Consider the following 17527-nt stretch of genomic DNA (forward strand, 5'->3'; position numbering starts at 1 on the left):
ACCAAACCAAAGACGCAAGAGAAAAAACACGCCAAACGACATAAAATCGTCACCACACTGTTCGTACGATGAAAATTTACGCAAACGGCGAAAGTGATCCTACTGCGGCTTGCCCGCACGACCAGATTATCCGTTTGCGGACAAGAAAGCTTGAAACCGTCTGCCCCTCCCCCTATTTCGGTCAATGACGGGCTTCTGCTCTTCTCGCATACGGCCATTTTTCCACTGGCCTATAAGTTTTCCGAGGGCGCTGGCTCTGATGTGACCTTGGTCACGTTACCTGGTACCCACCTGATTGATCAGGCTTTCGGGAAATCTGACGCCGTTGCGGTTGCTGCGGTTCCCGTCACCCCCAACCATCGTACATCGATATTGGCTGGTTCAGGTGCAAAGGATCTGCTGCATCACGCAAAAGGGCAGCCCGAGGGCTGCCCTTCCAGAGAGACTTTGATCCAGAGGGACGGATCAGAAGCCGTAGACGACCGCAACGCCGACGGTGTTGTCGGTACGGATGGTGCGGTTTTCCTGATACTCGGTCGTGTAGCTCACGCGGGTAGCCAGTTGCTCGGAAACCTGGAAGTTCACGCCGAACTCGTTCGAGATCACGTCATCCGAGTCCTTCGAACCGAGATAGTCGGTGTCGTTGGTGATGAAGATATTCTCGTTGAAGCGGTGGTACAGGCGCGAGGACGCAATGTAGCCAACTTCGGTGTCCGACGAAGCGTCGGAAGGAACGAGAACACCGTCAACAAGCGTCGCGCCAGCATAGGCTTCACCAGTCTGGGTGTAGCGGACGCCGACACCGGCCTGAACGCGCCAAGTGGTTTCCGGCGAGTTGATCACACGGTAACCCGGGCCGAAGCCGAGGAATGCGTCACGACGGAAGTCGGAAAATTCCGAAGCGAAATCTTCGTCAGACTGGGCCGGGCTGTTACGGACGCCGTCAACAAGGCCGTTCTGGCTGATGCGACCAAGCGCGAAAGCATAAAACTGGTCGTTGAAGTAGTACTGCGCGTCATAGATCGCGTTGACTTCTTCCTGGTCCTTGTTGCCGAAGTCGTCTTCGCCGAACTCCAGCGACAGACCGACGCTCTGCGCGAACTGGCCCTGGTTATAGCTGATGCGACCCGCAATTGCCAGATCCTGGTTCTCGGTATTGCCGGTGCGGCCGGTGTAGCTCAGCGACATCGTGCCGAACAGGCCCTGACGACGGTCGGCAGGCCCGAAGCGATCCGCATCATTGTCGCGTTCAAAACGATCGGTCACATCATCTTCAATGTCGGTGATGCGATCGTCGATCCCCGAGATACCGGTTGCATCGGCGCCGGTTGCGACTTCGGTCTGGGCAAATGCCGGAACCGACAGCGCGGCCAAAATTGCGGCGGTGCCGGTCAGCAGCGTAACTTTTTTCATCTTGTCCTCACGAGCTGAGTTTCAGTGTCTGGCCCCGTCGGGGGCAGAGCATCTCTGCTGTCGATACAATTAGCGTCTCCCCTGTCGGGTTCAAAGGGCGGACCAATTTATCACAGCATCTCATGAACGTGAGGCGGCATCGGCTCAAATATGACAAGCGAAGTTTCGCCAGACAGAGACTGCAACCTAATGTGATGCAACCAATCCTTAAGTTGGAGAACTGCCATTTTAACCGTCACTTAAGGAATAAAGAGTAGAGTGAATGGCTTCGTCTCTTAAAAAGAACTTCTGAAACATTCCCGTGTGCGCACAAATTTTGTGCAATTTGATATCTCCCCTCCGCAATAGGTCATGTTGCAGAATGGTCACGGGTGTCACACTCCCGTCAAAGAATTCTATGGGGTACCTTCTACGCGGGGAAGTCTATTAGCCAAAGCGATTCCTTCCGTTCCATGAGAAAAGGCCCGGCATGGGCCGGGCCTATCACGATCTGGATGCAGTCGAACGGCTTCAGCCAAGCGAATCCGGTCTCAGATCCCTCGCCATGTGATCCAAGACCGCATTCGCGAACTTTGCTTCACGACCTTCGGGAAAAAACGCCAAGGTCAGGCGAACATATTCGGTAATGACCACCTTGGCCGGGGCTCGTCCTGATACGATCTCGGCCCCTGCCGCACGAAAGATCGCCCGCAGGACCGGATCGATCCGGTCGATAGGCCATTTGGCGACCAGACCACGATCCGTTGCTTGGTCAATCCTAGACTGCCACATGACCACATCATCGACGATCCGCCCGAAAAGCCCTTCATCCGCTTCGGCGGTTGGTCCGTCACGGTCCTCGATGTCAATCCGGTGGTTCTGGAACTCGCGCGTGACGCGGTCGGCCGACTGGCCCGCCGCCTCCATCTGGAACAGTGCCTGCACCGCATACAGGCGAGCAGCGCTGCTCAGGGTGCGGCGATCCGGACGTTTCTCGTCGTCAATGCCGCTCATGCCCTGCCCTGCCCTTCCAGTTCGCCTGCTAGGCGGATCACGTCATGCGCCACTGCGGCCTCATCCCTTGGGCCCGCCCAATGGCGCGCCAAGGCGATCAGATGGAGCGCCGCAGCCGCAGCACCGCCACCCTTGTTCTGCCCGGCAGGGTCACTGCGCACCTGAGCCTGGTTCATGTTTTCAACGGTCAGGATGGCATTACCCAAGCACACGCCCTGCAGGCCCAGCAGCGTCAACCCGCGAGAGCTGTCATTGCAGACCGTGTCATAATGGGTTGTCTCACCCCGGATGACGCAGCCAAGCGCCACGAACCCGTCATAGCGCCCGCTGCGCACCGCCAGCGCGACGGCAGTTGGAATTTCCAGTGCGCCCGGCACTTCCACCACGTCCAGCCCCGCTCCGGCGGCATCCGCCGTGGCTCGGGCGCCGGCCAGAAGACCGTCTGCAATGTCCTTGTAATAGGGCGCCACGACCGCCAACAGGCGGACCGGCGCATCCAGACGCGGCAGCGCCAGTTCGTGGTGTTGGGTGTTCGAGGCCATGGTTCAATCCTTGGGGATAGGCCGGGTGGAATGGATCGAAAGCCCGTAGGCGTCAAGACCCACCACCTTCACAGGCACGGAATTGGTCAGCAGGATCAGTTCGGACAGCCCCAGCGCGGACAGAATCTGCGCACCCAGACCGTATTGCCGCAACGTATGCGGCCCGACTTCTCCCGCAGGCGCGATCGCCTCGCTGAGGTCGCGGATCAGGACAACGACTCCCCTTTCCTCGGTCGCGATCTCGCGCATGGCGGCTGGCAGACTGCCGGCATCTTCCCGACCGATGCCCAGCACGTCATGCAGCGGGTCCAGCGCATGCATCCGCACCAGCACCGGGCCCGGCGCCGTCAGGTCACCCTTGGACAGGACGATATGTTCGGTGCCCTGCGTCTCGTCCGCAAAGATGCGCATTGTCCAGTCGCCGCCGTGCTGGGAATGCACCTGCCGCCGAGAACGTTCGCCAATCAGGTTGTCATAGCGCCGACGATAACGGATCAGGTCGCTGATCGTGCCGATCTTCAGCGCGTGACGCTGTGCAAAGGCCATTAGGTCCGGAAGGCGCGCCATGGACCCGTCTTCGTTCATGATCTCGCAGATCACGCCGGCGGGGTTCAGCCCAGCCAGCCGGGCAATGTCGACAGCCGCCTCGGTATGCCCGGCTCGCACCAGGACGCCGCCGTCGCGGGCACGCAGCGGAAAAACGTGGCCGGGGGTCGCGATGTCGGCCGCGCCACGGGTCGGATCGATGGCCACGCTGATCGTCCGGGCGCGGTCATGGGCGCTGATGCCGGTGGTCACACCCTCGCGCGCCTCGATAGACATGGTGAATGCCGTCTCGTGCCTGCTGGAGTTCTTGGGGCTCATGAGCGGAAGGCCCAGCGCCTCGATTCTTTCCGCGGTCATGGACAGGCAGATCAGGCCACGACCATGGGTCGCCATGAAATTGATCGCGTCGGGGGTGGCCATCTGGGCCGGGATGACCAGGTCACCCTCGTTCTCCCGGTCCTCGTGATCAACCAGAATGAACATCCGGCCATTGCGCGCTTCGTTGATGATCTCCTCGATGGGAGAGATCGCGTCCGAATGATCACGCTCGATCGGGCCGGGCTGTTCGAATTGCATCGGGTCGTCCTTGCTGGTGGCACGCCTGCCGGCTGTGCACCGGCTGTCACGTGCCGGTTTTCGTTAAGCCGGCAGGCCCATCGCGCCGACATCCGCCAGCCGCGCGACATAGCGGGCCATCGTATCGATCTCCAGATTGACCGCGTCGCCCTCGCGCGCGTCCCCCCATGTCGTGGCCTGCTGGGTATGCGGGATCAGGTTGATGCCGAACCGGTTGGCTTCGACCTCGTTTACGGTCAGCGATGTCCCGTTCAGCGCGACAGATCCCTTGGGCGCGATAAAGCGCGCCAGTTCCGCAGGCGCCTCAAACAACAAGCGCAGGCTGTCGCCCTCGCGACTGGCCGAAAGAATCCGGGCGACGCCATCGACATGCCCGCTGACGATATGACCGCCCAGTTCGTCCCCGACCCGAAGCGCACGCTCCAGGTTCAGGCGCTGGCCCATCTGCCACCCGGCCGCACCGATATTGGTCTTGGACAGCGTTTCAGCCGAAATATCGACATCGAACCAGTCCTCGCCCTTGGCAATGACCGTCAGGCAGACGCCGTCGCAGGCGATCGATGCGCCCAGATCAACACCGGCCATGTCATAACCGCAGCCGATCCGTGCCCGCATGTCGCCGCGCATCTCGACCGAGCGTACGACGCCAATATCCGTGATGATGCCCGTAAACATTGTTCATCCCCTAGTGTTCGATCCGAACTAGGTCATCGGCGCAGGCCATTCAAGCACCAAGCCCGCCGCTGAACCGTCCGTTAAACACAACTTCAGAAAATTCTGGATCGAACGGGCAAGGCATGCCATGCCAAAGCAAGCGGTTTCTACACGCATGGGTTGTTAAGGGCATCATGTCCGTCCTAGGTTCCTTTCCCTCCGTTCAAACGCCGCGCTCATCGTCGGCGCGTGATCCGCATTTGTCCGCTCCGCCCGTTTTCCTGATGCTGCAGGGCCCGCACGGCCCCTTCTTCGACAGGCTCGGCAGGCTCTTGCGGGCCGCTGGCGCAAAGGTATGGCGCTGCGGTTTCAATGCCGGTGACGAGTTCTTCTGGACAGACAAGCGGCACTTCATCCGCCACGAAGGCTCCGTGAAGGAATGGCCGGACCACCTGCAGCGGATACTGGACCAGAAAGGCATCACGGACATCGTGCTTTACGGAGACGTTCGCGCGATCCATGAAACCGCACGCCGCCAGGCAGCCAGCCGCGGGATCCGCGTCCATGTCTTCGAGGAAGGCTATCTCCGCCCTTACTGGATCAGCTATGAACGTCAGGGCTCCAACGGCAACTCCATCCTGATGCAGATCCCGCTCGCGCAGATGCGCGCCGTGCTGCGCCAGCAGATCAACGAAGTTCGCCGCCCTCCCGCTCATTGGGGCGACATGCGGCACCACAAGTTCTATGGTGCCTTTTATCACTTCCTGATCCTGGTCGCCAACGGCCGCTACCGCGCCTATCGCGGTCACCGTTCCATTTCCGTGGTCCAGGAATTCCGCCTGAACCTGCGCCGCCTGATACTGTCACCACTCTATAACCTGGGTCGCGCGATCCAGTGGCGACGGCTGCGGCTCTCGGGTTGGCCATACAATCTGGTCCTGATGCAGCTGGAACACGATTCAAACTTCCTCGGCCATTCGCCCTTCACCAGGAACGCCCAGTTCATCCGGCTCGCAGTCGAAGCCTTTGCCCGTGCAGCCCCTCGTCACCATCACATGATCTTCAAGGCCCACCCGCTGGAAGACGGCCGTGCTGGCAACCGCGATGCGATTCGCAACGCTGCGCAAGCATATGGAGTCTCTGAACGGGTACATTACATCCGCGGCGGGAAACTGGCTGAAATCATGTCCCATGCCAGGGCGGTCGTCACCGTAAATTCGACCGCTGCGCAACAGGCCTTGTGGCGGGGCATTCCGGTCAAGACACTGGGTCGTGCCATCTATGAAAAGCCGGGTCTGGTGTCGGAACAGTCACTCGACGACTTTCTTGCCGACCCCGAGCCACCGGACCCCCAGGCCTATCGGGTTTTCCGGGATTATCTTTTACAAACAAGCCAGATCCCGGGTGGCTTCTATGCCAGCCATTCGCGTGCGCATGCCTTGCGCCTGGTGGCCGACATGCTTCTGTTGCCCGATGATCCCTACGAGGCTTTGGCTTCAGGACGCAGTCAGACCCGTCAGCAATTGGCGGATCGTGACCGATGACACTGAAGAAGTTGAAAGAATGATGGCTTGTGTGATGCGCACTGGTTAGATTATCCGCAAACTGGCCCGTTGAGGCCGGACCCAAGTAATAGGAGTATTCGAGGTGACAGTTTACACTCGGTCCGCAGCCCCAATCAGGCTGCTTCTGATCGCGTCCTTAAGCCTTTTGGCGGCCTGTGCGCTGCCCCGTTCAGGGCCGAACAAGGCCGAGATCTTCAACGGCGCCGTGGAACGCGGCGGCAACACGCAGGTCATCTATGTCAATGACCATGTCACCCGCGCATCCAGCTTTGCGCCCAGCTACGGCTTCTCCAACAGCTTCCGCAGTGCCGGCCAGGTCGGCGCAGACGAAATTCGTTCGGGCGACGTTCTGGGGCTGTCGATCTGGGAAAACGTCGATGACGGCCTGCTGACGTCGCTCGGCGCCAGCTCGACCGCACTGACGGAAATCCAGGTGGACAGCGAAGGCTTCATTTTCGTGCCCTATGCCGGCCGCGTCCGCGCCGCAGGCAGCACGCCCGACCAGCTGCGCCAAACGATCACCGAACGGTTGTCGGCGCAAACGCCGGACCCCCAGGTGACCGTTCAGCGCGTCGCCGGCGACGGTGCAACCGTTTCCGTCGTGGGCCGCGTCAGCGCCCAAGGCGTTTATCCGATCGAGCGTCCGACCCGCTCGCTCTCGGCCATGCTGGCTCGCGCCGGCGGCGTCTCGATCGCGCCTGAAGTGGCCGTCGTCACCGTGAAGCGTGGCAGCGACAGCGGCCGTGTCTGGCTGACGGACCTGTATTCCAGCCCCAACAACGACATCGCTCTGCGTCCCGGCGACCTCATCGTGGTCGAAGAGGATCAGCGCAGCTTCACCGCCCTTGGCGCCCTCGGCGGCCAGACGCGCGTGCCCTTGGGCAACGAGGTCATCAATGCGGTGGAGGCCATTGCCATGGTCGGGGGTCTCAGCTCCAGCCTCGCCGATCCGACCGGTGTCTTCGTGATGCGTGACGAACCCGAATCCGTCGCCAGCCGCGTGCTGGGCAAGCCGGTCGTCGGTACGCAGCGTTTCGCCTATGTACTGGACCTGACGCGGCCGAACGGGCTGTTCCTGGCCCGCGACTTCATCATCCGCGATGGCGACACCGTCTATGTCACGGAAGCACCGTATGTGCAGTGGCAGAAAACGCTCTCGGCCGTGACCGGCAGCGCGGCGACGGCTGACACGTTGTCGTCGATCGGCAACTGATCTCGGCATGATGCCTGACAATCTGCAAGCCGCCGGGACCCCTCGGCGGCTTTGCATTTTCAACCTCGGCTTTTTGACCCGGCCCCGGATCGCTCGCATCCTGACCTTGGCCGGATACCAACCTGTGCTGGGCCTGCCCCGCCTTGGTGAGCCTGTCGGCATCTGGGGTGCAAGTCCGACCTCATGGCGTGGCAAAGCCATGGCACATCGGCGCGGCTGCCCCCTGATCACGGTCGAAGATGCCTTCCTGCGCTCGATCCTGCCCGGACGGGCGCGGGGCCGGTTGTCGCGCCGCGGCCCTGCCGGCCTCATGATCGACCCTGTGGGCCTGCATTTCGATCCTTCCATTCCCTCCCGCGTCGAGCAGCTGGTAAATGCAGGGGCAACCGATGCCCTGCAGGATCGCGCATCTCTGGCTCTGGCACGGCTCCGCGCAGCTGACCTGTCCAAGTACAATCATCACGATCCCTCAGTTGCGCCGCCGCGGCCCGGCTATATATTGGTCGTTGACCAGACCCAAGGGGATGCGTCGCTGCAGGGCGAAGGCCGCTCCCTGTTTCTGCAGATGCTTCAGGCTGCGCGTGACGAGAACCCGGGGCAGCGCATCGTGATCCGCAGCCATCCCGAAACTTCGGCAGGCCTGCGTCCCGGCCACCTGACCGCAAGCGACCTGAAACAGGGGGAATCCCTCTGCGACGGCCCCGTGTCGCCTTGGCGCCTGGTGGAGGAGGCAGATAGGGTGTATGCCGTCAGTTCCCAACTGGGCTATGAGGCGCTGCTGGCCGGGCACAGCCCGAGGCTCTTTGGCCGTCCCTTTTACGCGGGGTGGGGTCTCAGCCGGGACGAAATCGCCATGCCTGCGGGGCGCCGCGGGCTGGCCTCGCGCGAGGCGCTTTTTGCGGCCAGCCATCTTCTTGCACCGACATGGTATGACCCTTGCAGGGATCAACTTGCCGATTTCGAAACGGCACTGGAGCAGATCGAGGCCGAGGCGCAGGCCTTCCGCCAGGATCGTCACGGTCATCGGGCCTATGGGATGCGCCTATGGAAACGCCGCTTCATCGGACGTGAATTCGGCGATGCCGCGCCTGTCCGGTTTACGGCGAAACCATCGCCGTCAGTCACATTGGCCTGGGCCGGCGCTGCCGAACAGGCGCCGCAGGCAATCAGGGTCGAGGACGGATTTCTCCGTTCGCGCGGGTTGGGTGCGGCACTGACGCCCCCTTTGTCTGTCGTGGCCGACGATCTGGGAATCTATTTTGACCCGGGCGAACCATCGAGACTGGAACGACTGATCCAGTCGGGACCACCCCCAGGGGGCGAGGCACGCGCAGACCAATTGATTGCGATGCTGATCGCTGCACGGCTGACAAAATACAACCTGAACTTGGAAACAGTGCTACCCTTGTCAGATGGGCGCAGACGGATCCTGGTTCCCGGACAGGTCGAGGATGATGCCTCAATCCGCAAAGGTGCGGGACAGGAACGAACGAACCTGGCTTTGCTGGCGCGTGTGCGGCGCGAAAATCCCGATGCACAAATCATCTTCAAACCGCATCCGGATGTGGAGGCCGGTCTGCGCCCTGGTTTGGTTGATCCTGACGAGATGGCTGATCTGGCTGACATCATCACCCGTGACGCGGATGCCGTGACCCTGATCGACAGCGCAGACGAGGTCTGGACCATAACATCAACCTTGGGGTTCGAGGCCATGATCCGGGGCAAGCCAGTGACCGTTCTGGGTGCGCCTTTTTATGCAGGATGGGGCCTGACGCGTGATCTGGGCCCTGTCCCCGAACGTCGGCAGGCCAAGCCCACCCTTGCCGCGTTGGTCCATGCTTGCCTGATCGCCTATCCCCGCTATCGCGACCCTGTAACGGGCCTGCCCTGTCCTGTAGAGCTTGCGGTCAAGCGCCTTTCCCAAGGGCATGTAGGGCAGCCACCTGTCCTGCGACTGCTGGCCAAGGCGCAAGGCGTTCTGGCCAGCCAAGCGTGGCTTTGGCGAGGCTAGACCTTGCGCCAGCGATGGAACAGGTCTGGCCCCACGGGCCGCGTTTCTGCCAAGGCAAACCGCGGCACCTCGGCAAGCCGGGTCCAATCGGTCGCACCCACGAACGCGCGTGCATCGCTGCCCATGGCCAGCCCCGCCGTATAGGCAACAACCTGGTCGACCAGCCCCGCCTGCAGCAGACTGGCGGCCAGCCTGCCGCCCCCTTCGCAGAACAGGCGTGTGAGACCACGCCCCGCCAGATCGGCAAGAATTCGCGCCGGGTCGCCCTCGACCCGCCACAATGCTCCGTGATCCGCGTCCTGCGTTGGCAACGGCGGCAAGGCTTGTCCCGAAACAACAATCCTGACGGGCTGCAACGGCGTATGAACGCCACGGACATTCAATTGTGGCAGGTCCGCGCGCGCCGTGGCGCCACCCACCATAATCGCGTCATGCTGCGCCCGCAGGACATGAACATGGGCACGTGCCGCAGGCCCCGTGATCCAGCGGCTTTCCCCACTGGCCATGGCAATACGCCCGTCAAGGCTGCTGGCCAACTTCAGCGTCACGAAAGGTCGGCCGCGCGTGATGCGGCTGAGGAAACCTGCCTGCAACTCGGCCGCCTCGGCCGCCAGAACGCCTTCGGTCAAGGCCACACCCGCCGCGTGCAGCATGGCATGGCCACGCCCCGCCACCCGCGGATCGGGATCGGTCAAGGCTGTCACGACCCGGACCACGCCGGCATCCACCAGTCCAGACGCACAAGGGGGCGTGCGCCCGTGATGTGCGCAAGGCTCCAGCGTCACATAGGCCGTCGCGCCCTGCGCCATGGGTCCCGCGACATCCAGCGCCATCCGTTCCGCATGGGGCCGCCCACCCGGCTGCGTCCAGCCCCGCCCCACGATACGCCCTTCGCGGACCAAGACGCAGCCCACGGCAGGATTGGGCCAGACATTTCCCAGACCACGCCGCGCCAGGCGCAGGGCATGCGCCATGTGCCGGGCATCATTTGTCGGATCGGCAGTCAATCGTTCGTGGCGCCGGGGCGCAGCTCGGACACGAACTTGTCAAAGTCGTCCGCGTCCTGGAAATTCTTGTAAACGCTGGCAAAGCGGACATAGGCCACGTTGTCGATGCGCGACAGCGCCTCCATAACGATCTCGCCGATGGCTTTCGACGGAATGTCGGTTTCACCGGTGCTTTCCAGACGGCGCACGATGCCGCTGATCATCTGCTCGATGCGCTCGGGCTCGACCGGGCGCTTCTGCATGGCGATCCGGATCGAGCGGGCCATCTTGTCGCGATCGAAATCCTCGCGTTTTCCGTTCGTCTTGACCACCACCAGGTCGCGCAGCTGAACCCGCTCATAGGTCGTGAAGCGCCCCCCGCAGGACGGGCAGAAGCGGCGGCGGCGGATGGCCACATTGTCCTCGGCCGGTCGCGAGTCCTTGACCTGGGTATCCACGTTTCCGCAAAACGGGCAGCGCATCGGGTTGTCCCTTCGATCCGGCGATCCGCAGGCAATATAGGCGGCCTTCCAGAATTTGGGTAGCGCTATCCACAGCCCACAAGATGCAGGGCCCGGAACCTGTGGCGTGAAAGCCGCGTTGGCCGGCAGCATGTCACTAAGCATCATGGGAGCGATCATGGCCAAGACCCTGTTCATCACCGGGGCCTCGTCGGGCATCGGAGCAGCGACCGCCCGTGCAGCGGCCGGGGTCGGCTGGAACGTCGCCTTGTTTTCGCGTTCAGGCGACAAACTGTCGGATGTCGCACGGGAACTCGGTGGCAAGGCGATCGTGGCCGAGGGCGATGCCACTCGGGTGGATGACCTCGAAGCAGCCGTGTCCCAGGCTGCGACCCATTTCGGCGGCATCGACGCTGCCTTTGCCAATGCCGGGCGAGGGCTGTCAAAGCCCGGAACGGAAGCCGGCAATCTGGAGGACATCCGGGGCATGATCGACCTGAACGTCATGGGCGTCATCCTGACAGCCCGGGCTGTTCTACCCGAACTTAGGAAGACCAAGGGAACCCTTGTCCTGACAGGATCGGCTGCGGGCCGGCGTCATATTTCCGGTTCGATCTATGGCGCGACCAAGTGGTTCGTGCACGGCTATGCCGGCAATATGGCCGAAGAGATGCGCGAATGGGGCGGGCGCTGTTCCGTGGTCGCCCCCGGCATGGTCGACACGGCCTTCTTTGACGAAGGGGCACCCGACAAGCTGCAGCCCGAGGATGTCGCGCAGGCTGTTCTTCACATGATCAGTGCGCCCGAAAGGGCTGCCATCCGCGAAATCTACCTGATGCCTCAGGCTTGATGCGGCTGGAACATAACCGCGACCTGCCGCTGATGCGGCGCGCGACGGTGCTCGACCAGATAGATACCCTGCCACCGGCCCAGCATCATCTGCCCTGCCGATACCGGGATCTGCAGACTGACCGGCAGGATCGAGGCCTTCAGATGCGCAGGCATGTCGTCCGGCCCCTCGTAACGGTGGGTGATCCAGCGCATTGACGAGTGGTCTGCCGCGGGTGCCAGTCGGTCCAGCCAGTTCAACAGGTCGGTTTGCACTTCGGGATCGGCATTTTCCTGGATCAGCAGCGACGCCGAGGTGTGCCGGATCATCAGCGTCAGCAGCCCATCCGCCGCACCCGCATCCTTCAGCCATGCGGCCAGTTGCTCCGTGATCTCATAACAGGCAGCCCCGTTGGTCGGAATGGTCAGCAGGTGGATCATTCCGCAGCCTCCGGCCCGCGCAGGATCTGGGTATTGTCCCTTGGATCACCCGGGTCATCGGCGCGGTCGTGGTCCAGTTCGATCTGCTTGCTGGCACGCGCGCCCAGCCCGCGCAGCAATTCGACCTGTCGGATGACATTGCCAGAACCGCGCGTCAGACGGTCCATGGCCAGCCCGTGCGCGCGGCTGGCCTGATCCAGTGCGCGTCCGACCCCCTCCATCGCGTCGACGAAACCGGCAACCTTGTCGTACAGTTGCCCGGCGCGGCGCGCGATCTCCATGGCATTGCTTTCCCGGCGCTCCACCGCCCAGATATGTTCGACCGTGCGCAGCGTCAGCATCAGGGTGGTCGGCGTCGTCAGCCCCACGCGACGCTCCATCGCAAAGGCCGCCAGCGTCGGATCGGCCCGCAGCGCGTCCGAGAACGCGCCTTCGATGGGGATGAACATCAGGACGTAATCCACCGAAGCATCGTCCATCCGGTGATAGCCCTTGCCCGAAAGGGTACTGATATGGGTGCGAAGCGCGGCCACATGGCGCCGCAGAGCGGCCTGCGCCTCGGCAGGATCTTCGGAACTGACCGACAACTCGTAATCGTTCAGCGACACCTTGCTGTCGATCACCATGACCTTGCCGCGAGGCATCGTCACCACGACATCAGGACGCCACAGCTTGCCTTCTTCGTCGCGCCAGCTAGCCTGCAGGTCGTAATGCGTGCCGACCAGAAGACCCGAAGCCTCCAGAATCCGCTCCAGCACCATCTCGCCCCAGGCGCCTTGCCTCTGCTTGTCACCCTTCAGGGCGCGCGTCAGGTTCACTGCCTCGCGCGAGATTTGTTCGGACCTGTTGTGGAGCGTCAGGATCTGTTCTCGCAGGCGGGCGGATTCCTCGTCCAGGATCTTGTTTCGGGTTTGCAACTCGGTCTGAAAGCGGCTGACCTGATCGCGAAACGGACCCAGCAGCGACGCCAAGTTTTCCTGGTGCACCTGCTGCAGATCGGCCTGCTGCACGCGCAGGGTTTCTGCCGAAAGCAGTTTGAACTGGTTGGTCATCTCGACCCGCAGTTCGCGCAATGTCTTGATCTCTCGGGCATTGGACTCGGCGTCCTTGGCCGCCCGCAGCCGCGCCTCGGCCAGCTGTGTCTCAAGGGCGCCTGCCTGCTGACGTGCCCGATGCAGGGCATCGGTCAGCCCGTCGCGTTCTTCCATCAGGTCGGCCAGCCGCCCCGATTGCGCCTCAAACCGCGCGTGATGATGGCCCAGAGTCAGCTCCCGCTCGTGCAGCTCCGTTCGGGCATTGTCCCTGGTCCGCACCAGTTCGCCCTGCAGCCGCGCCAGTTCCTCCTGCACCGCCTCGACATGGGTCCGCCACCGTTTTCCCGACAGCATCATGATCAGCAGCAGGACGAAGCAGAGCATTACCAGTCCCACCGCGATCAGCGGCAGGCCAGCCAAGCCTGACGATAAGGTTCCTGAACCCGCGCTTTCGACCTCGAACATGACACTGACGCCTTTTTGTTTGCGTCAGTGTTCACATTTCGTGCTGCTTACGCAAGGCCGAGGACCATCAGGCGGCGATCGACATCAGGAACGCGGTGATCCCCTTGGCATAATCTTCACTCTGCACGGTCGATCTGTCCGAGCTTGCAAACCAGTCCAGCAGCGATGCCCGATCCCGGTCCGAAAAACGCATCCGCCAGTCCTGAAAGCGGCGATGGTTCAGCGGCCCTTGTGCCAGAACAGTCACAGCCTGATGACGATCATCGCGAAGAATGGAGTCCACCACAGCCCTCAACCCCGAGACCGGCCCCTCCAGCCATTGAAAGAAAAGCCCGTCCTCGTGGTGAAGGCAACCTGTGAGACCCAGGGACTGGTTTCGGCCCCGGGCGGCACGCAGGATGTCCTGCATGCCGCCTGATGTCAGATCCGGATGGGCGGTGCTGCGATACAGAAAGAATCCCAGCCCCGTGATATTTGTCAGATCACTGGTCAAGGAACGAACGCAGCTTTCGGCTTCGCGACGGGTGCTTCAGCTTGCGCAGCGCCTTGGCCTCGATCTGGCGAATGCGTTCCCGCGTGACACTGAACTGCTGGCCAACCTCTTCCAGTGTGTGGTCGGTGTTCATGCCGATGCCGAAACGCATCCGCAGAACCCGCTCCTCGCGCGGGGTCAGGCTGGCCAGGACACGAGTCGTGGTCTCCTTGAGATTCTCCTGGATCGCGCTGTCCAGCGGCAGGACAGCGTTCTTGTCCTCGATGAAGTCCCCAAGCTGGCTGTCTTCCTCGTCGCCGATCGGGGTCTCGAGGCTGATCGGCTCCTTGGCGATCTTCATCACCTTGCGGACCTTTTCCAGCGGCATCTGCAGCTTTTCGGCCAGTTCCTCGGGCGTCGGCTCGCGGCCGATCTCGTGCAGCATCTGGCGTCCGGTACGGACCAGCTTGTTGATCGTCTCGATCATGTGAACTGGAATGCGGATGGTCCGGGCCTGGTCCGCGATCGACCGCGTGATCGCCTGACGAATCCACCAGGTTGCATAGGTCGAAAACTTGTAGCCGCGCCGATATTCGAACTTGTCCACGGCCTTCATCAGGCCAATGTTGCCTTCCTGGATCAGGTCCAGGAACTGCAGGCCACGATTCGTGTATTTCTTGGCAATCGAAATCACCAAGCGCAGGTTGGCCTCGACCATTTCCTTCTTGGCTTGGCGGGCTTCCTTTTCGCCACGCTGAACCTGGCTGACGATGCGGCGGAATTCCTCGATGTCCACGCCGACATACTGGCCGACTTCGGCCATGTCGACGCGCAGCTTTTCCACCTGATCGCGCGACCGGTCGAACAATGCCTGCCAGCCGCGACCGGCCTGTGCGGACATCCGGTCCACCCAGGTTGGGTCCAGTTCCGATCCACGATAAGCGTCAATGAATTCGCGACGGTTGATTCGCGCCGCATCGGCCAGCTTGACCATGCCGCTGTCGATGGTGACGATCCGCCGGTTGATGCCGTAAAGCTGGTCGACAAGCGCCTCGATCCGGCCATTGTTCAGGTGCAGCGAGTTCACCAGAACCACGATCTCCGAACGCAGGGTCTGATAGTCGCTTTCTGCGGTCGCCGAAAAGCTGTTGTCCTCGTTCAACGTGGCGGACATGCGCTGGTCCTGCATATCGGCCAGCCGCTCATAGTAATTGGCAATCGCTTCCAGCGTTTCCAGCACCTTGGGTTTGAGGCTGGCCTCCATGGCGGCCAGGGACAGGTTGGCGCCTTCGTCCTCGTCCTCGTCGTCATCGGTGCGCAAGGGGTTGCCGTCGGCGTCGAACTCCTCGCGCTTGGGTGCTGCAGAATCGGTTTCGCCCTCGACAGTCAGTTCCTCTTCGTCACCCTCTTCGCCGTCAAGGGACTGGCCAAAGGTGGTTTCGAGATCGATGACGTCGCGCAGAAGGATCTCTTCCTCCAGCAGCTCTTCGCGCCAGAGGGTAATGGCCTTGAAGGTCAGCGGGCTTTCGCAAAGCCCCGCAATCATCGTGTTGCGGCCGGCCTCGATACGCTTGGCGATGGCAATCTCGCCTTCGCGGGACAAAAGCTCGACCGAGCCCATCTCGCGCAGGTACATCCGCACCGGATCATCGGTCCGGTCCAGCTTCTCGGTCTCGGTGGCGGCAACAGCCAGCTCGCGGGATCCGGTGTCGGTGGTCACGACCGCCCCACCTTCACTTTCTTCGGCCCCGTCCTCGTCTTCGATGACGTTGATGCCCATTTCGGACAGCATGGACATCACGTCCTCAATCTGCTCGCTGCTGACCTGCTCGGGCGGCAGGACGGAGTTCAGCTGATCATAGGTGATGTAGCCGCGCTCGCGCGCCTCGGCGATCATCTTCTTGACCGCAGCCTGGCTCATGTCCAGCGAATGGGCGTTGTCGTCCTTGTCGGTCTTGTCGTGGTCGTCGTCCTTGGCGGCCATCCAGGGGCTCCTTCTCGGGGCGGTCTTGAGCAGGCGATTCGCGGCAGATGACGAATCGACGCAAGTTCCATCGTTTCTAGCGCGCTTCCCGGCCGAATCAAAGGCCATGCGCTGTAATGATTCGCAACCGTTCCCGGTGGCGATTCGTAGTCACCCTGCTGGCGGCTTGCGCCAGATCTGGCCGCTGAGCCAGTCCGACAGTTGCGCCGACAAGGCATCACGATCCTCGTTCAGGTCGCTTGTCGCCTCCATCTCCGGCTTTTCCGCCCGATGACGCGCACGGGCGATCTGGCTGATACGCCAAGTCAGGCCTTCATCGGCCTCCCCCTGGATCTCGGATTCAGCACGAGCCAGTTCGTCACTGGCTGCACGCGTGGCCTCCAGACGGTCCAGAAGGTTACCCAGGATAGCGGCGGCGGCCTCGTCCTCCTGTTGTTCGATGACGGTTGGGGTCAGGCCCAGATGGGCGTCACGCCGCAGGGTTTCAAGGCCTCGCCTGCCCGCCGCACTGTCGGCCTGCGTCAGCAGGTCGTGAAGCAGCGCTGCCCGATCCATGTCTTGCGGCATCAGTTTTTCCAGCCGTGCCTCGGCCTGCGCGACCATCGCGGGACGCAGCGCACAGATCAGGAGCGCCGCTCCTTCCAGCAGGTCGGCACCCTGCGTCGGAACCTGCAGGTTCAGCGGCGCAACGGGCCCGCGCGGGGCCGTCGAGGCACCTCCGCGCCAAGCCGGACTGCGCCCGCCCGTCCCCCCGCCGCGCGCGCCCTGTCCGGCCTGCCGCGGACGGCTGGCAGGCCCAAACAGCTCCCAGCGCTTGCGGCGGATTTCCTCGCTGTAATGACTGCGGGTCAGTTCGTCGGGGATGCGGCCCACGGCCTCTTGCAGGCGGCGATCCAGCGCGGCCTTGCGTTCCGGACTGTCAAAGACCTGTCCATCGGTTTCACGCGCCCACAGCAGGTCCAGAAGCGGACGCGCCTGGTCCAGCAGCGCCCCCATGGCACCGGGGCCAGAAACCTTGATCAGGTCATCCGGGTCCTGCCCCGCCGGCAGCACGACAAACCGCAGCGCCTGCCCGGGCCCCGTCAAGGGCAAGGCCAGATCGATCAAGCGCTGTGCGGCACGCTGACCCGCGGCATCGCCGTCAAGTGCGATGACCGGTTCCGGCGACACGCGCCACATCAGGCGCAACTGTTCCTCGGTGATGGCGGTGCCCAAGGGGGCCACGGCGCCCTCGAAACCCGCACGGGCCAAGGCAATCACATCCATGTAGCCTTCGGCCACGATCAGGCGCTGCCCTTTGGATACCGCGCCGCGTGCGGGCCCCAGGTTGTAGAGATTGCGCC

General features: G+C 62.5%; 16 protein-coding genes. 4 read left to right on the forward strand and 12 right to left on the reverse strand.

Annotated features, from left to right (window positions below):
- Positions 1-465: 465 nt before the first annotated feature.
- The 5 genes from ACLHHB_RS09125 to ACLHHB_RS09145 form a co-directional block, all read right to left on the reverse strand.
- Entirely contained in the window at positions 466-1413 is a 948-nt protein-coding gene (locus ACLHHB_RS09125; protein ID WP_410217965.1) for a YdiY family protein, read from the reverse strand.
- Positions 1414-1923: 510 nt separating this feature from the next.
- Positions 1924-2406: a transcription antitermination factor NusB gene (gene nusB, locus ACLHHB_RS09130; RefSeq protein ID WP_410217966.1), complete on the reverse strand. Its 483-nt coding sequence runs from the start codon at positions 2404-2406 to the stop codon at positions 1924-1926.
- Complete coding sequence (locus ACLHHB_RS09135; protein WP_410217967.1) at positions 2403-2948, reverse strand: 6,7-dimethyl-8-ribityllumazine synthase; 546 nt, start codon at positions 2946-2948, stop codon at positions 2403-2405. Before ACLHHB_RS09135 ends, nusB begins: the two co-directional genes overlap by 4 nt.
- 3 nt (positions 2949-2951) lie before the next feature.
- Positions 2952-4070, reverse strand: coding sequence for a 3,4-dihydroxy-2-butanone-4-phosphate synthase (gene ribB, locus ACLHHB_RS09140; RefSeq protein ID WP_410217968.1), 1119 nt, complete (start codon positions 4068-4070; stop codon positions 2952-2954).
- A 63-nt stretch (positions 4071-4133) separates the two neighbouring features.
- Complete coding sequence (locus tag ACLHHB_RS09145; protein WP_410217969.1) at positions 4134-4745, reverse strand: riboflavin synthase; 612 nt, start codon at positions 4743-4745, stop codon at positions 4134-4136.
- Between the two features lie 239 nt (positions 4746-4984).
- Between ACLHHB_RS09145 and ACLHHB_RS09150 the strand changes: the two genes are divergently transcribed.
- The 3 genes from ACLHHB_RS09150 (at position 4985) to ACLHHB_RS09160 (ending at position 9513) form a co-directional block, all read left to right on the forward strand.
- A complete protein-coding gene (locus ACLHHB_RS09150; protein WP_410217970.1) occupies positions 4985-6268 on the forward strand; it encodes a capsule biosynthesis protein in 1284 nt (427 codons plus the stop codon).
- 103 nt (positions 6269-6371) lie between these two features.
- Positions 6372-7502, forward strand: coding sequence for a polysaccharide biosynthesis/export family protein (locus ACLHHB_RS09155; RefSeq protein WP_410217971.1), 1131 nt, complete (start codon positions 6372-6374; stop codon positions 7500-7502).
- Between the two features lie 10 nt (positions 7503-7512).
- Entirely contained in the window at positions 7513-9513 is a 2001-nt protein-coding gene (locus tag ACLHHB_RS09160) for a capsular polysaccharide biosynthesis protein (RefSeq protein ID WP_410217980.1), read from the forward strand.
- Here ACLHHB_RS09160 and ribD read toward each other — a convergent pair.
- Positions 9510-10520, reverse strand: a complete 1011-nt coding sequence (gene ribD / locus ACLHHB_RS09165; RefSeq protein WP_410217972.1) for a bifunctional diaminohydroxyphosphoribosylaminopyrimidine deaminase/5-amino-6-(5-phosphoribosylamino)uracil reductase RibD — start codon at positions 10518-10520, stop codon at positions 9510-9512. The genes ACLHHB_RS09160 and ribD overlap by 4 nt on opposite strands.
- Positions 10517-10981, reverse strand: a complete 465-nt coding sequence (gene nrdR / locus ACLHHB_RS09170; protein WP_410217973.1) for a transcriptional regulator NrdR — start codon at positions 10979-10981, stop codon at positions 10517-10519. Before nrdR ends, ribD begins: the two co-directional genes overlap by 4 nt.
- Positions 10982-11138: 157 nt before the next feature.
- Here nrdR and ACLHHB_RS09175 point away from each other — a divergent pair, with 157 nt between their 5' ends.
- Positions 11139-11810 (forward strand): SDR family oxidoreductase, encoded by a 672-nt coding sequence (locus ACLHHB_RS09175; RefSeq protein WP_410217974.1) that lies wholly within the window; start codon positions 11139-11141, stop codon positions 11808-11810.
- Here ACLHHB_RS09175 and ACLHHB_RS09180 read toward each other — a convergent pair.
- The 5 genes from ACLHHB_RS09180 to ACLHHB_RS09200 form a co-directional block, all read right to left on the reverse strand.
- Complete coding sequence (locus ACLHHB_RS09180) at positions 11801-12229, reverse strand: secondary thiamine-phosphate synthase enzyme YjbQ (protein ID WP_410217975.1); 429 nt, start codon at positions 12227-12229, stop codon at positions 11801-11803. The two genes, ACLHHB_RS09175 and ACLHHB_RS09180, sit on opposite strands and share 10 nt — an antisense overlap.
- Positions 12226-13728, reverse strand: a complete 1503-nt coding sequence (rmuC, locus tag ACLHHB_RS09185; protein ID WP_410217976.1) for a DNA recombination protein RmuC — start codon at positions 13726-13728, stop codon at positions 12226-12228. The genes ACLHHB_RS09180 and rmuC overlap by 4 nt, the downstream gene beginning before the upstream one ends.
- A 67-nt stretch (positions 13729-13795) precedes the next feature.
- Positions 13796-14221, reverse strand: coding sequence for a BLUF domain-containing protein (locus ACLHHB_RS09190; protein ID WP_410217977.1), 426 nt, complete (start codon positions 14219-14221; stop codon positions 13796-13798).
- Positions 14211-16184: an RNA polymerase sigma factor RpoD gene (gene rpoD / locus ACLHHB_RS09195; RefSeq protein WP_410217978.1), complete on the reverse strand. Its 1974-nt coding sequence runs from the start codon at positions 16182-16184 to the stop codon at positions 14211-14213. The genes ACLHHB_RS09190 and rpoD overlap by 11 nt, the downstream gene beginning before the upstream one ends.
- A gap of 150 nt (positions 16185-16334) precedes the next feature.
- A partial coding sequence (locus ACLHHB_RS09200) for a toprim domain-containing protein (RefSeq protein WP_410217979.1) occupies positions 16335-17527 on the reverse strand: 1193 nt, incomplete at its 5' end.

Source organism: Paracoccus sp. (in: a-proteobacteria) (genome assembly GCF_046462195.1).
Classification (GTDB): Bacteria; Pseudomonadota; Alphaproteobacteria; order Rhodobacterales; family Rhodobacteraceae; genus Paracoccus.